The 16424-nt window shown below is 39.6% G+C and carries 15 protein-coding genes; 4 read left to right on the plus strand and 11 right to left on the minus strand.

Annotated features, from left to right (window positions below):
• The first annotated feature begins 95 nt into the window (after window positions 1-95).
• Together nrdB and yfaE are read left to right on the plus strand one after the other, a co-directional pair.
• On the plus strand, window positions 96-1226 hold the full coding sequence (nrdB, locus tag H4J41_RS11930) for a class Ia ribonucleoside-diphosphate reductase subunit beta (RefSeq protein ID WP_182137873.1): 1131 nt from the start codon (window positions 96-98) through the stop codon (window positions 1224-1226).
• Window positions 1227-1238: 12 nt separating this feature from the next.
• A complete protein-coding gene (gene yfaE, locus H4J41_RS11935; RefSeq protein WP_182137872.1) occupies window positions 1239-1496 on the plus strand; it encodes a class I ribonucleotide reductase maintenance protein YfaE in 258 nt (85 codons plus the stop codon).
• Window positions 1497-1783: 287 nt separating this feature from the next.
• Here yfaE and H4J41_RS11940 read toward each other — a convergent pair whose 3' ends face one another.
• From H4J41_RS11940 to H4J41_RS11990, 11 genes are all read right to left on the minus strand, one after another.
• Window positions 1784-2149, minus strand: coding sequence for a cupredoxin domain-containing protein (locus tag H4J41_RS11940; RefSeq protein ID WP_182137871.1), 366 nt, complete (start codon window positions 2147-2149; stop codon window positions 1784-1786).
• A gap of 15 nt (window positions 2150-2164) precedes the next feature.
• Window positions 2165-4429: a heavy metal translocating P-type ATPase gene (locus H4J41_RS11945; protein WP_182137870.1), complete on the minus strand. Its 2265-nt coding sequence runs from the start codon at window positions 4427-4429 to the stop codon at window positions 2165-2167.
• Complete coding sequence (locus tag H4J41_RS11950) at window positions 4422-4850, minus strand: MerR family DNA-binding protein (RefSeq protein ID WP_182137869.1); 429 nt, start codon at window positions 4848-4850, stop codon at window positions 4422-4424. Before H4J41_RS11950 ends, H4J41_RS11945 begins: the two co-directional genes overlap by 8 nt.
• Before the next feature lie 285 nt (window positions 4851-5135).
• Window positions 5136-5621, minus strand: a complete 486-nt coding sequence (locus H4J41_RS11955; RefSeq protein WP_182137868.1) for a DUF4440 domain-containing protein — start codon at window positions 5619-5621, stop codon at window positions 5136-5138.
• A gap of 32 nt (window positions 5622-5653) precedes the next feature.
• Complete coding sequence (locus H4J41_RS11960) at window positions 5654-6187, minus strand: cytochrome c (protein ID WP_182137867.1); 534 nt, start codon at window positions 6185-6187, stop codon at window positions 5654-5656.
• 67 nt (window positions 6188-6254) lie between these two features.
• Window positions 6255-6575, minus strand: a complete 321-nt coding sequence (locus tag H4J41_RS11965) for a hypothetical protein (protein WP_182137866.1) — start codon at window positions 6573-6575, stop codon at window positions 6255-6257.
• 103 nt (window positions 6576-6678) lie between these two features.
• Window positions 6679-9816 carry an efflux RND transporter permease subunit gene (locus H4J41_RS11970; RefSeq protein WP_182137865.1) on the minus strand — a complete coding sequence of 1046 codons (3138 nt, stop codon included), beginning with the start codon at window positions 9814-9816 and terminating at the stop codon, window positions 6679-6681.
• Between the two features lie 2 nt (window positions 9817-9818).
• Window positions 9819-11435 (minus strand): efflux RND transporter periplasmic adaptor subunit, encoded by a 1617-nt coding sequence (locus H4J41_RS11975; RefSeq protein ID WP_182137864.1) that lies wholly within the window; start codon window positions 11433-11435, stop codon window positions 9819-9821.
• A complete protein-coding gene (locus H4J41_RS11980; protein WP_182137863.1) occupies window positions 11435-12895 on the minus strand; it encodes a TolC family protein in 1461 nt (486 codons plus the stop codon). The genes H4J41_RS11975 and H4J41_RS11980 overlap by 1 nt, the downstream gene beginning before the upstream one ends.
• Complete coding sequence (locus H4J41_RS11985; protein ID WP_182137862.1) at window positions 12895-13437, minus strand: DUF411 domain-containing protein; 543 nt, start codon at window positions 13435-13437, stop codon at window positions 12895-12897. The genes H4J41_RS11980 and H4J41_RS11985 overlap by 1 nt, the downstream gene beginning before the upstream one ends.
• A 149-nt stretch (window positions 13438-13586) precedes the next feature.
• Entirely contained in the window at window positions 13587-13922 is a 336-nt protein-coding gene (locus H4J41_RS11990) for a hypothetical protein (RefSeq protein WP_259364566.1), read from the minus strand.
• A 337-nt stretch (window positions 13923-14259) separates the two neighbouring features.
• Here H4J41_RS11990 and H4J41_RS11995 point away from each other — a divergent pair, with 337 nt between their 5' ends.
• A complete protein-coding gene (locus H4J41_RS11995) occupies window positions 14260-14925 on the plus strand; it encodes a response regulator transcription factor (protein WP_182137861.1) in 666 nt (221 codons plus the stop codon).
• Window positions 14926-14934: 9 nt separating this feature from the next.
• Window positions 14935-16377 (plus strand): cell wall metabolism sensor histidine kinase WalK, encoded by a 1443-nt coding sequence (locus H4J41_RS12000; protein ID WP_182137860.1) that lies wholly within the window; start codon window positions 14935-14937, stop codon window positions 16375-16377.
• Window positions 16378-16424: the final 47 nt, after the last annotated feature.

Genomic DNA, 16424 nt, shown 5'->3' on the forward strand with positions numbered 1-16424 from the left:
TATATATCTGGCATAAAAACTAATAAAAATCAGCTTAATTACTATTAAAAGATGAAATATCGCGCCTCAAACGGCGCTATTTCTAGGAGATATAAATGTCGTACACTACGTTTAACCAAACAGCTAACAATGCCTTGTTAGAGCCAATGTTTTTGGGAAACAGTGTTAATATTGCACGATACGATCAACAACGTTTTATGGCGTTTGAAAAACTGATCGAAAAACAATTATCATTTTTTTGGCGTCCAGAAGAAATTGACGTATCAAAAGACCGTGCCGATTGGCAGAGTCTAACTGACTCTGAAAAACATATTTTTATATCTAATTTAAAATATCAAACGTTACTCGATTCAATAACGGCACGTTCAGTTAACACGATATTATTGCCACTAGTTTCATTGCCTGAAGTCGAAACATGGATTGAAACTTGGGCTTTTAGTGAAACTATTCATTCTCGCTCATACACTCACATTTTACGTAATTTATTTACTGACCCTAGTGAAGTGTTTGACGACATCATGGTGAATCCGTCAATTTTGAAGCGTGCTACCAGCATCGCAAAGTATTTTGACTCGGTTATTATCACCACACAATTATTACAGTCGCAAGGCCCAGGTAGTTATCAGGTTGAAGGTAAAACTATCGAGGTTAGCGAACGTAAATTGAAAGAGCGACTATATTTAGCCATTTGTTCGGTCAATGCCTTAGAAGCTATTCGTTTTTATATTAGTTTTGCTTGTTCTTTCGCCTTTGCAGAACGTGAGTTACTTGAAGGTAATGCAAAAATCATTAAACTTATTGCCCGAGACGAAGCACTGCATTTAACCGGTACACAACATATTCTTAATAACTGGATGTCAGGTCGAGACGACCCTGAAATGCAAGAAATTTCTAAAACCTTGCGTGAAGAAGGTAAAGAAATTTTCATGGATGTGGTAGAGCAAGAAAAAGAATGGGCTGATTATCTATTTAAAGACGGCTCAATGATTGGTCTTAACGCTGCTATCTTAAAGCAATACATTGAATATATTAGTAATCAACGTTTAACTGCCATTGGCTTTGATGCACCATTTGATATAAAAAGTAACCCATTACCTTGGATGAATTCCTATTTAGTGAGTGACAATGTACAAGTAGCGCCACAAGAAACTGAAATTTCTAGCTACTTAGTTGGACAAGTTGACTCATCAGTATCAAGTGATGATTTTGACGACTTCGATTTATAATTTATAGTATTGATGGCTTTTAATATTACCGTCGAGGGACGGAAGATAATGTTCCTCGATGAAGACAAAAATATTCTCAATGCGTTAGAAAGAAAAAATATTGACTCACAGTTTCATTGCCGAGATGGCTTTTGTGGTACTTGTCGTTGTTTGTTAAAAAAAGGCACGGTTGAGTACGCTCAATTCCCCTTGGCTTTTATCGGCGACAATGAAATTCTCACTTGCTGTTCAACACCTACCAGCGATATAGAGATAGATATACACGGCTAAGTTTCGCCGCTGTAAGATTAAGATTTTATGATAGTCGAACTTGGCGTTGTGGTATAACAACGCCAAGCTTGATGTTGAACATATTGTTAAATAATTTCTTCAATGTCATCAAAATTAAAATTGATCAAATCAGAAGTTAAATAAAAATTTGGCTTCTTTTCGCTAAACAAAGCCTTGTCTCAGCCAAGCATTGAAAAACCTAATAGACCTAACTACCCAGCTATTTTCTCTCACATCAACACTCTCATCTAAATCGGTCATAATACCCAAACTCCATTGGGCTATATTTACTTAACAACAATAGTGCCGTTATACATTTTCATCTGACAATGAAAGGCATATTCACCTTTTTTCATCGCTGGTAATTGTACTGAAAACGCTTTATTTAACGGTAAATCTGCACTAATTTCTAAATCAGGAAATAGCACAGTGGCCGCACAAGGACTCGCATCTTTGCGAATAAATGTAATGACCAGTGGTTTGTCTTCAAGCAATGAAATATGTGCCGGTTGATAAATTCCGTCTGCAACCACTACCGTTATTTCACTTTTATATTGTTCATCACTCACCTGAGTTGATGGCGCTTTGTATAACCAAAACCACCAAATAATTAACACAATTAACCCTAAGCCCACTAAATTGATTATTAACATATTGCTCTCCTTAACTTAATGATCTTGTGGTTTAAAAAAGCGTAAACGGTTGGCATTGCTGACCACAGTTAATGATGAAAATGCCATGGCAGCGCCGGCAATAACTGGACTCAGTAACAAGCCAAAAAATGGGTATAAAATGCCCGCGGCAAAAGGTATACCCGCCGCGTTGTAGATAAAGGCACCTAAAAGATTTTGTTTGATATTGCGCAGTGTCGCTTTACTCACGGCTATCGCATCCGCAAGGCCATGTAATGAACCTCTCATCAAGGTGATATCTGCGCTTTCTATCGCCACATCGGTTCCGGTACCGATAGCAAATCCAACATTGGCCAATGCCAAGGCGGGGGCGTCATTAATACCGTCACCTGTCATACCAACAATTTCACCTTGAGCTTGAAGCTCTGCCACTTTATCTGATTTTTCTTCTGGTAATACTTCAGCAAATACTTCGGTAATACCCACTTTTTTCGCTACTGCATTAGCTGTCGCTTTGTTGTCACCCGTTAGCATAACGACACGGATACCATTAGCCTGAAGCCTCTTTATCGCTTCAACAGAGTCTTGCTTAATGGGATCAGATACCGCGATAATGGCGGCGAGTTTGTTATCAATCGCTAAATACATAGGTGTTTTAGCTTCATCGGCAAGCTTTTGCGCTTTAGTAACAACCTCATTTAACACGACATTATTTTTCAACATCAACTTCTGATTGCCAAAAAGTAATTGCTGACCATGGTATATTGCTGTTACGCCATGACCTGCAATGGCTTGAAAATCAGTAGTACTTTCAAGTTCAATTTCTTGCTCAATGGCTGAGTCAACAATGGCTTGTGCCAGGGGATGTTCAGAGCCACGCTCTATACTCGCGGCTACGGTTAAAATATATTTTTCTGTGTAGCTTTCATCAGCAACAATAATATCAGTAACTTTTGGCGCACCCTCGGTGATTGTGCCGGTCTTATCGAAAATCATGGTGGTAATTTTTGAAGCGGCTTGCAAGGCTTCACCATTACGTATTAACACCCCTGCCTCAGCGGCTTTACCTACGCCAACCATTACCGACATAGGTGTGGCTAAGCCAAGAGCACAAGGGCAAGCAATGATCAAAACCGTTGTTGCTGAAACTACGGCAAAAGCTAATGTTGGCTCAGGACCAAAGTTAAGCCAGACTAACGCGCTGAAGATGGCAATAATCATCACTACCGGCACAAAATAAGCCGAAATAACGTCAGCTAAACGGCCAATGGGCGGTTTAGAGTTTTGTGCTCTTTTAACCATCTTAATAATTTGTGCTAATGCCGTGTCTTTACCCACTCGCGTTGCTTTAAATAAAATTGAACCGGTTTTATTTAAAGTACCGGCAACGATGGCATCGCCTGTAGCTTTTTCAACTGGCATGGGCTCACCCGTTAACATCGACTCATCGATTGAGCTGCGCCCTTGCGTTACAATGCCATCGACTGGAATTTTTTCTCCTGGCCTTACTCGCACAATGTCATTGAGCAAAACTAGCTCGATAGCGATATCTATTTCTTTCTCGTCACGCACAACACGCGCTGTTTTAGCTTGTAAACCAATTAAGCGTTTTATCGCTTCACTGGTTCTGCCTCGTGCTTTGACTTCAAGCGCTAACCCTAGGTTAATTAAGCCGATAATCATGGCTGTCGCTTCAAAATAAACATGTCGTGCCATCTCTGGTAATGCCATAGGAAAGAAAACAACGACCATGGAATAGATCCAGGCGGTGCCTGTTCCTAGCGCAATTAAGGTATCCATATTAGCGTTGTGATTTACCAATGATTTCCACGCGCCTATATAAAAATGTTTACCTGCAAAGTACATAATGCCAGCGCATAAAACACCAATAAATAACCAAATACCGCGCTCTAGCGATGTTTCAACTGTCATAGGACCACCAAAAACACTGTAAATCATCAGCGGTATACCTAGGCCGAGAGCAATCCAAACCTGCCTTATTAATCCGGTGTAGTATTTTTGATCGGCAAGCTCTTTTTCATCTAATAAGTCATTATCACTACGATCACTGGCACTTTTCGCATTATAACCTATGGTTTCAATCGCTTTTATCAGCACGTTAGGGGCAACTTTCCCAACGATAGAAACTGTGCGCAAAGCAAAGTTCATTTCTGCACTGTCTACGCCATTAATATTTTTTAACGCGGTTTCAATTTTACCCACGCAGCTTGCACAGCCTGCGCCTTCAATAATCAGCTCTTGGGTATTTTGATTGTCCGCACTGCCGGTTAATTTATTCATTATTACCTCCTTGGTCTGTGTTATCTGCACTTTCAATTAGGTGACAGATCATATCTCCAGTGGGTGTATTATCAGGTTTGTCTTGCCAATCGTTAATGGCCTTGCTTAATTTTTCACGTAACAGCAACGCCGCCTGAAACTGCTTTTCAGTTTCAGTAAGATGATGTTCAATTATTTCTCTCACTAATGGGCAGGTGCTATGTCCCTTATCAGCTTCAATTAAAATACTTTTTATTTCGGCCACTGAAAAATTTAATTGCCTGGCACTTAAAATAAATTTAAGTCTATTCTGGGCACTTTTACCATAAATTTTATAGCCATTATTAGGGTTTTTGCGGGCAGTAATAAACGCCATTTTGGTGTAATAACGCACCGTATCAGGTGTTGTGTTTATCGCATTAGCTAATTCAGTTACTGTCATGACATGACTACTCTTTTAAATAAGGCAAAAAATATGTTTTTAATAACATAAACTCACTTTACACCTATGTCTAAGACACAGGTCAAATAAAATATATCTTTGTCAGTTAGATAACCACAATAGTGCTTAATTAAGCGCAACCTTTAACCTTTATGCCGTTTTTAACGTAAGGTAATAGCTTGATTACTATGGCTTTTATCACCCTGGTCAGTTGATTGAAAAATAATCATCCATTCTAGCAGTACCAATAATATATATTTACTTGCTTGTTGTTAATTAGTTCACTTAGTGTGACCAATGGATATGAACGATTTTCCATTTTCCAGCTGCTTTTAAAAGCACCATGGTTTCCATACCTTCATTATTAATATCTTTCCCTTGAAACTGACCCGTCGATTTGCTTCTCGACATAGAATAAGCAATATTACCGATAACTCTGATTTGATGATCTAAGACTTCAGTATTAATTTCTGCCAAATATTTCATATCCGCAAGCATATGATGTTCCGCATATTCATCTGCTGATTTTTCTACACCGCCACCTTCAAAAATCGTCACCTTATTCGCTAATAAGGCTCTAGCTGTTACTCTGTCGCCTGATTTCAGTGCTTGATGAAATTGTGCAATAGTTTTTCCCGCTTCAGTGGCAACTATTGAATTTTTGGCGACAATTTTAGCTGTATTTTTGTCATTGCTATGTGCAAGTAGGTTAAAACTCACTGTTGCTAACAAGAGTAAAGTGACCATTAATATACTGTGAATTACTTTCATATTTTTCTCTTTATAATTATGAGGGCTATCTTTTATTCTATAGCTGTAAGTATTTGATATTGTTCAGGTGTTAAGCTTGGTAGGCGTTTTATAAAAGCCACCATTGCCCAGATGCGCTGATCATCATGAGTTTTACCCCAAGCTGGCATTCCTGAGGCTTTAATGCCGTGCTTAATAACCCAGAAATTATTACGATCGGCTTGCGTGTCATCACCATATTCATCACTATCATCGTTATAATCAGACACCGCTAAATTAGGGGGTGCAGGATATAAGCCTAAGCTCATGTCACTTTCACTTTGTCCGGGCTTTAAATGACAACTAGCGCACATGAACCCATAATCAACACCACCAGATAACAATAGCTCAGGGTCGGTTAAATCTGGCACTTTAATATTTTCAGCCGCTTTTGATATAGCGTTTAATCTCGTTGTTTCCAAAAGCCAGTGGACTAAATCACTGTGAGGTTCATCGGCAGCTACATCGACATTACCCGAGTAAATAATTGTCGCAGTCGTTCCAAGGCCTAACACAATAAGAATCAAGAGCCATTTAAGCATTTTCATCAGCTTTCCTTCGTCAATAAAAATCACTTAGCAGCTGTCTTTGTACTAAGTGATTTTTAAAAGTTAATTAGTAATTATTGTCGTCAGCTTTTTTCTGCTTTTTTTCATCCATCGTTTTCATTTTGCTGTGGTCCATTTTCATATCCATTTTACTATGGTCCATCTTGTTATTTGATTTGTCAGCTTGTTTCATGCACTTGTTCATCATGGCGATAGCGACCGGATCCTTCATATCCATCTTGCTATGATCCATTTTGCTACAATCAGCTTTTTCAGCCTTTTTTGCATGCAAACTGGGATCATGTGCTGTAGCTGTCATTGATAAAGAAATGCTGGGTATTAATACCAAAGCGATTTTACTGATTGTTTTAATTAAGCTTTTTTTCATATTTTACTCCTGGGTTAGTTATTTAATATTTAACGTTTTCTAGATAAATTCATTCAGTGCCATATGATTGCCATCAAGGTTCTGTGTTTTATCACTTATATCTCTAGGCTTTTGACCCAGTAAGCTTTATTGATGATGAGCGCCATAAATAAAACAAGGCCGGCAATACTAGCAAAGTTAATAACACGGCACTCATCATGCCGCCAACCATTGGGGCTGCAATGCGGCTCATCACTTCAGACCCTGTGCCTGTGCCATATAAAATTGGTAATAAACCAAGAATAATCGCTGCTGCCGTCATCATCACCGGACGAACACGCATACCTGCTCCGTGCAGAACGGCTTGTAATACATCTTCTTTTGTCGTCACCATATCTTTTGAGTGATGTTCATCAAGCATGGTTTGATACGCCTGATTTAAATACACCAGCATAATAACGCCAATTTCTACCGCTACCCCTGCCAGCGCAATAAAACCAACGCCAACCGCCACTGAGAAGTTAAAGCCTTCTAAATACATCAACCATATGCTGCCCACCATAGCTAAGGGTAAAGTGCCCATGATCATCGCTACCTCAATCACGTTACGAAAGTTAAGATAAAGTAAAATAACAATAATAAATAAGGTTAATGGCACCACATAAGCCAATTTCGCCTTGGCTCGCTGCATATATTCGTATTGCCCTGCCCAGGTCACCGAGTAGCCGGCAGGCAGTACTAGCTTATCTGTGACGACTTTCTTGGCCGCCTCAACATAAGTGCCAACATCAACACCTTCAATATCAACAAAAGCCCAACCGTTTAAGCGGGCATTTTCAGACTTAATGCCTGGAGGGCCATCTTCGATATAAATATTAGCCACATCGCCTAATGCTATATGTTGACCATTTGGCGTCACAATAGGTAGCAATGATAACTGTTCAGGGGAGTCACGATAGTCTTGTGGATAACGCACATTGACCGGATAACGCTCTAAACGCTCAACGGTGTGAGTCACATTCATGCCACCAACAGCGGTGGCTACTACTTGTTGAATTTCAGCGATATTCAAACCATATCGTGCGGCTTTGGCGCGCTGAATATCAACTTTTATATATCGACCACCCGCAACACGTTCTGAATAAACCGATGTGGTACCAGGTACGTCTTTTAATATCAGCTCTAATTGTTTGCCAATATCCTGAATCGTTAATAAGTCAGGTCCCGCTATTTTTATCCCAACCGGGGTCTTAATGCCTGTTGCTAGCATATCAATGCGGGTTTTAATCGGCATAACCCAAGCATTAGTTACCCCGGGTAGTTGAATTAGCGCATCAAGTTCTTTTTTCAAACTTTCAGTTGTCACCCCTTCACGCCATTGATCATGCGGCTTAAACTGAATAAAGCTCTCTATCATGGTTAATGGCGCGGGATCGGTTGCTGTTTCAGCACGACCTACTTTACCGAATACGGTTTTTACTTCGGGTACCGTTTTAATTAGCTTGTCGGTCTGTTGCAAAAGTTGTCGAGCTTGACCTATCGAAATACCTGGATAAGTGGTGGGCATGTACATCAAATCACCTTCATCAAGCGGTGGTATAAACTCACTACCGATTTTATCCAGTGGATAGATACCAACCGCAAGCACAGCTAATGCAGCCACTAGGGTTATTTTTGGAAAACGTAAAACAGTTTTCAAGGCCGGCATATAGATAAAGGTCAGGAATTTATTCACTGGGTTTTTATGCTCAGGTAGTACTTTACCTCGAATAAAATAGCCCATTAATACCGGTACTAATGTTATCGCCAAGGCCGCAGATGCCGCCATGGCATAAGTTTTGGTAAATGCTAGCGGGGCAAACATACGCCCTTCTTGTGCTTCTAGGGTAAACACTGGCACAAAACTCACGGTAATAATTAATAAACTAAAGAATAATGCTGGCCCTACTTCACTGGCTGATTCAGTCACTATTTGCCAGCGATTTTCTTTCGTTAGTGGGGTTTTTTCCATGTGCTTATGCATGTTTTCTATCATGACGATAGCGCCATCAATCATGGCGCCAATGGCAATAGCAATACCACCTAATGACATAATATTTGCGTTAAGTCCTTGCAAATGCATGATGATAAAGGCGGTTAAAATACCCACAGGTAAACTAATAATCGCCACTAAAGAAGAGCGCACATGGAATAAGAAAATAACGCAAACTAAAGCAACTATGCCAAACTCTTCCAATAACTTAGAGGCCAAATTATCGACTGCTCGTTCTATCAATGCAGACCGGTCATAAACCGGTACTATTTCTACGCCATCAGGTAAGCCTTTTTTAAGCTGTTCAAGCTTTGCTTTTACACGGTTAATCACTTGCTGAGCATTTTCACCAAAGCGCATCACGACAATACCGCCAACCACTTCACCTTCACCATTAAGTTCAGCAACACCTCGGCGCATTTGTGGGCCAGTGCCAATATCTGCAACATCTTTTAACAGTAACGGCGTACCATTTTGGTTGACCCCTAGCGGGATATTTTCAAGATCTTCAACACTTTTTATATAGCCTGTGGTTCTGACCATATACTCGGCTTCAGCCATTTCTACCACTGAAGCCCCTATCTCCTGATTACCTTGTTTAATCGCGGTTTGAATAAGTGACAGCGGTATACCAAAGGCGCGTAATTTATCAGGACTGACCTGGACTTGATATTGCTTAACCATGCCGCCAAGCGCAGAAACTTCTGATACCCCAGGCACGGTTTGTAATTCAAACTTTAAAAACCAATCTTGTATACTGCGTAATTGACTTAAATCATGTTGGCCTGTTTTATCGGTAAGTGCATACAAGTATACCCAGCCAACGCCTGTTGCATCCGGACCCAATTGAGGCCGTGCATCGCTAGGTAGATCGGGAGCAACTTGACTTAAATACTCAAGTACCCGTGAACGTGCCCAATAAAGGTCGGTATCTTCATCGAAAATAACGTAAACATATGAATCACCAAAAAATGAGTAACCTCGCACGGTAACCGCACCCGGCACTGACAACATAGCGGTAGTCATGGGGTAGGTAACCTGATCTTCAACCACTTGTGGTGCTTGGCCAGGGTAGCTTGTTTTTATGATGACTTGCACATCAGATAAATCAGGCAGTGCATCAATCGGGGTTTTACTGACAGAATATAATCCAACGGCCACCAGTAATAATGTTGCTAGCAAGACTAAAAATCGATTACCAATAGACCAGCGAATAATAGCAGTGATCATTATTATGCTCCTTTGTCGTTAGCAGCATTTTTCATTACAGCATCAGGTTTAGGCATTGTCATCGCACTGACAATAATAAAATTACCCTGGCGTATTTCAAAGGTGAACATGACATAGGCATTATTTGAAAATAAGGCCATATCCACGTTATCATCCACAATAAAATCAACTCGGTCTGCTGCACGGCCCCATTCTACAATGGCTTCACGGTCAATAATGACCATTCTGTGATCAAGCATTAGGTTAACCACTGTACCGTTAACGGTCGCTGAGGAAACTGTGTCAGCAGCGCTGTCATTGTTATGACTCATATCCATTTCGTTTGGTTTGTCTTGGTCAGACTCTTCTTGGTCAGAACCTTCTTGGTCAGAGCCTGCTTGGTCAGATTCATGATGCATGCGTTTAAAATCAGATGATTTACTTGATTCTGAATCTAATAAAAATTGCGCTGAGCTCACCACTTTTTCACCGGCATCCAGTCCGCTAAGTATTTCAACATTGTTGCGGTCATATCGACCTACAGTGACGGCAATCGATTTAAAGCTACCTTCACCCAAAGCTAGCACCACTCGGTCTTGCATACCCGTTCTAATCAGAGCTTCTTGCGGAATTAACAAGGCTTGTGCATCACTGGTAGAATGGATAACAACCTGTGCAAACATATTAGGCTTAAGCTCAGCTTCTTCATTACTAAAACTTGAGCGTATTTTCACTGTGCGTGTTTTAGTATCGAGCGTTGGATAGATATAATCTACTTGCCCTTGCCATGTTCTACCCGGTAAATAATCTAATGTCATAGTGACAGGTGAACCCGTTTTAACTTTATTGGCTTGTCGTTCAAAAACTTCTGCTTCAAGCCACACTTGTGACAAATCAGCAATTGACAACAAAGTAGTACCCGGCTTAACAAAGAAACCTTCACGTATATTTAGCGTTTTAACCACCCCATTTTGTGGCGCATAAAAAGTTATTTTTTGCTGAACTTGCTTGGTTTTTTTCAGTTTTATAATCGCAGACTTAGGTAACTGCAATGCCATCAATCTATTTTCAGCCGCTGTAATTAAGCGACTGTTTTTCCGCTCTAATGCCAATAACAACTCCTCTTGAGCATTAACTAACTCAGGGGAGTAAATATCGTAAAGGGCTTGATGCTGCTTAACAGGATCACCTACCGCCTTAACATAGAGCTTTTCTATCCAGCCTTGAACACGCGGATGAATATGAACGATTTTGCTTTCATCAAAAGTAATATACCCCATGGTGTTTATTTCGCTGTGCAATGAGCTAAAGTTCGCTATAGTGGTTCTTACGCCTAAGTTATTCACCACATCAGCAGAAATACGAATGGTGCCAACACCGGCATCAGGTCCTTTGCCATCATCGTCATAAACTGGCACTAAATCCATGCCCATGGGTGATTTACCTGGCTTATCTTTCATATAATTTGCATCCATCGGAGCAACCCAATAAAGCGGTTTTTTCTCAACCGTTTTAGCGCTAATGGCTTGCTCATTTTTCGCAGGAGTTATAAAACTATAAACACTAAGCGTGAGTATTGAACCGATAACCATGCCAATAATGATGGTTTTACTATTATTGCTAACGATATTTTTGCTCATTATTTTTGTCCCGAATTAACAACAATTTGCTTGTTATTGGTTTTGTTATGGCTGTTTGCTGTATTAAGGCTGCCGATAAAAAGGTAATTAAGCTCTAAGCCTATTTTCTGTTCTTCTACGTTCAGTGTTAGCAGGTCTATTTCAGTATTTAGCACGGCAATGCGTGAGCGAACAACTTCAGAAAAGTCACCATCGTCGTTGGTATAGGCAGATAAAGAGGCTGCTGCTTGATCATGTATTTGAGGTAGTAACTTAACTTTATAAAGCATTTGTCGCTCTTTTAAACGCAATAACCTGCCCTTGGCACTTGAGTAAGCGCCCAATAATTGTCTGAGTAATAAAATTTTGTCAGTTTTCACCGCTTCTGTTGCAGAGACCGCTGATTGCACTGCTTTATCTTGTCGATTATGAGTGAAAATTGGCAGATCGAACGTCACACCAACAGAAAATAAATCAGCTCGACTGCTGCCCATAGCATCGTCTGCGCGATATCCATAGCTTGCGTTTACGCCCCATTCAGGTTGGTATTTTTGCTGCGCTAACTTAATGCCTGTTTTAGTCGCCTGAATGTTTTTTTCTAACGCCATAACCGCAGGATGATTTGAAAAATAGGGGATTAACGCGCTAGGTTCAAGCCAGGTTTCTTTGGCGACTAACGCACGATTAATTAACTCTATTTCAGGCAGTTCTTGACTAAGCACTAACTGATGTAAAGAAAAGTCAGAAGCTAATAATACCGGTTCACCGGCACTATTTTCGCTAGAAAACTGACTCAACCATTGAGTAAGCATACCGACAAAGCCGTTTTTCTGTTGTGCCAACTGCGCTAACCTATCTTCTAAACGTGTTAGCTCTAATTGTGCTCGCACAATATCTTGTTGACGAGTTTTACCTAACGCCGACGAATAGCTTGCTGTTGCTACATCCGCTAACTGTTCGAACAACGACCTATTCTTTTCTATTAACGCCATGGTTTGTTGAACTCGATAGGCGTCTAACCATAAACTTCCTACCGTAACCGCTACTTTTGATGCTCGGTCTTTTCTCTGATAGGGAAAAGCTTCACTTTGCGTTTTTAGTTGTTGGCTTTTAATCGCTAACGTATCTCCACGAGGAAACATTTGAGCAATACCCACCTTGGCCTGTGTCATGCCTTCTTGAGCAAAATCGAAACCGTTGGTCGGCAGGTTTGCCAAACCAATTGACACCTTGGGGTCGGGTAATGTATTTGCCGCTGTACTCATTAATTCAATGGCCTGTTGTTTATGCTTATTACCGGTTAACCAAGGGTCACTTTTTTGAGCCACTTCAATGGCTTTTTTAAAAGACAAAGCCTTACTATCAGCCAGCACGGGTAACTGAGCAGCACTAACAGTAACAACAGAAAAAGCTAAAATCGCTGCGCCAAACTTGAGACCAAACGTGAGGCCAAACTTACTGCGCTGGTTGAGTTTATTCATTAGAATTGTTCCTTATACGATTGAACATAAGCATAAACTTCACTGGTACCATCTGACTTCAAAAGTAAAATTTGATATGGCTGAAACTTGTCATCAACTTCCATGCCTGGCGAACCTACAGGCATAGCAGGAACCGACAAGCCGATAACATCAACGGCCTGTGTCGCTTGCATAAATTGTTGGATAAATTTTGCTGGAACATGCCCTTCAAAAACATAACCATTGCTTGAAATAGCGGTATGACAAGAGCGATATCTGGGCGCTATGCCTTTTTCATTTTTAATAACTGAAAAATCATCATTACTGTAAACTGTTGATTCAAAGCCATTATCATTGATGTGACTAAGCCATTTTTTACAACAACCACAGTTTGGACTTTTATAAACATCTAAGGCAATAGATGGCGACTTAAGCTTTTGAGATTTAGCCACAGCACTTGTATCAGTTTTAGTCGCAAGAGCGGTTTTATCTGAACAGCTCGCCAGCGTACAGACTACAACCAAGGTAGTGATAAGGTTTAACGTAAATTTAGTTGAAAACATAACCGCCCCAATTGGGATATTAATTAATATTTTTAATTAATTAGGTTATTTTTGATGAGGTTAGAAATACTTATACCAACACGAAATCAAAAAGCCTAATACAGACATCGTTATAAATGCACCAAATTTTGGGCACATTTATGCTGTATTTAGCTTAATATTGGCGGACGATATAATGATCTAGCTGGTTGGCTTAACGCCAAAGTAGAATAGGAAAGTATTTTAGAGGGTAGATCAGCGATCGGTGTATTGCCCGATACGCCCTTCATGAGAGCAGCAACACTTGAGCAGCCCCCCATATAGCAGTTGCATACTTGAGCACAACAATCTTCGGTTGATTCTGTTGTATTATCAACCGCATCACCAGACATATTATGGTTGCTGTGAGCTGTCATCGGCATATTATGTGACTGTGCTGCTACTTTTACTTGCTCACTCATTCCTGCCATAGCCATCATTTGATAAGGCATAATAGTAGACGCCATTGCCTGACCCACAAAGGTCAAACATACTAACAATACCATTAATGTTTTAGAGCAGTGTAAAGTCACAAGTAACCAGCCGAAGATTATACTGAGATAATGTTCGCATAACTTCTGTTTATATTCAATGCAATAAATAGTTTTCACCTAGATAGAAATCGAATATTTTCCTTATGCCCCCTATCCTTTCATCATATTTTCTATCAACAAGTTCCAGCTATCAAGTGGCCGTTATTAAAAATTTATTGTAAACACCACAAGAATTTAAGTGAAAATCAGCCAATCTTAAGTTTTTTCTGGTATCTTTTATTTAATAATGTTTCTGTGTTGCGGATTACCCTTGAAAGTTTTAATTATAGAAGATTCAACGTCTCTAAGAAGAAGTTTAAAAATTGGCTTATCGAACCTAGGTTATACCGTTGATGACACCGGAGACGGCTCAGAAGGTTTAAGCATGGCTTTGTCGGGTGACTATTCTCTTTTGATACTTGATTTAATGCTGCCCACTGTTGATGGCACCGCCATATTAAAGGCTATTCGCAAAGCCAATAAAGAACTGAAAGTGTTAATATTATCTGCGCGAGACCTCACCGAAGACAAAGTTCAAGGCTTACTTAATGGTGCTGACGATTATCTCACTAAACCCTTTTCATTCGATGAACTGCATGTTCGTCTACTTTGCCTCATGCGCAGAGGCGCTTTAAAGGTCAATGACAGTAAAATTATTATCGGCTCATTTGCCTTAGACCTGCATTTAAAACAATTATTTTGTGACTCAATAGATACCAATTTAACCCCTAATGAGTATAAATTGGTTGAATGTTTATTCACTAATCAAGGTAAAGTGATATCACCTGAAAAATTAAGTGAATATTTAGCCGGTCAATATGATGCTGTTGCTAAAAATTCAATCGAAGCACATCTATCAAGCGCCAGAAAAAAAGTAAAACTACTCGGACATGACCTGCCTATTAAAACTAAACGTGGCTTCGGTTATTTTTGTTGAGACCCGTGAATGATTTCGATTAAGAAAAAGTTAAGCCGTTATATATCCATTTCAATATCCATATTATTGGTCTCTATTTTAATGCTTACCGACCTTGCTGTTGATACCTGGATCAGTGGCGAGTTTGATCTAGCTATGATCAACAAAGCTGGCTTACTCACTACATTAGTCAGTGAAGACACCCACGAAATTGACTTTGATTTTGCTGATGAATTCATGCCTGAATTTTCCGGTATTAATGACCCCGAATATTTCCAATTATGGCTAGATAATAAGGTTTTCGAGCGTTCTAAAACCCTAGATCTCTTTGATATTAATCAGCTACCTAGAGTAGACCTTGCCGGTAATAACTCATCAATAACTGACATTGTTTTACCTGACGGTCGCTCTGGAAGAATGTATTTTGCAAAATTTAAACCGCAAATTGATAGTGATGTCAGGGAAAGTCAAGGACTAACAAAAGCCCAGTTCGTAAAACAACAAAAGCCGATGGAGCTCGCTTATGCCATCAGTAACGAAGGCGTAAATCAAATTCTTTGGTTTGTAGATATAATTTTTATTTTCACTTCAATTAGCGCTATTATCGCCGTAAGGTTTATTGTTTTTAATGTGGTTGAACGCGGTTTAAGACCAATTGAACAATTGAATATTGAACTAAAACAAATCAATTTAAATTCTACCGTTAGCACGATAGACACCACTAATTTGCCAAAAGAACTCATGGCTATTGCCCACGGTATCAACCACTTTATAAGTGAAAATAAAGTGCTTTATTCCAGAGAAAAAAGAGTCACCTCAGATATTGCCCATGAGTTAAAAACCCCAATCGCAGAATTACTCAGCCTGAGTGAAGTCGCGATAAAGTTTCCGCATGAAAAACAATTAACAGAAAGTTTCAAGACTGATGTGCTTACTATTACAGAGCGTTTGCGCAACATTGTAAATGGCATACTTCTGCTACAAAAAAGTACCAATAATGCGACCTTAGAAAAGCAACAGGTTAATGTAGAAATACTACTAAATTCAGTCATCATGAGAGAAAAAAAAGCCAATAGAGTCGTTAATGTTAACTTTGATAAGTCATGTGAATATGTTTATACCAATGAGTTCGCTTTAACGACTATTATGAGCAACCTTATGAACAATGCTTTGTTTTATAGCCCAGCCTCAAGCTCAGTAAACGTTACTGTTGAAGCTCATTCACACAATAATCAGGTCATGATAAAAGTGTCTAATCTCAGTAAACATGATTACGCTGAAAAAGACCTAGCGCTGTTTTTTGAACCTTTATGGCAGAAAGATTCATCACGAACATCAGCAGAAAGATATGGCTTGGGTTTAGCGATTGTTAAATCTTATTGTGAGAGTATCTCTGCCCATTTAAATGTCGCTATGTCGGCAGATAAAGAGCTTACCTTTACTATTATATTATCAACAACAGCCGTGGTTTAATTATTATTTTTATCAGCTTTAATATAATGTTTCGTGCACAAAGCACA

The organism is Colwellia sp. MB3u-45 (assembly GCF_014077005.1).
Lineage (GTDB): Bacteria > Pseudomonadota > Gammaproteobacteria > Enterobacterales > Alteromonadaceae > Cognaticolwellia.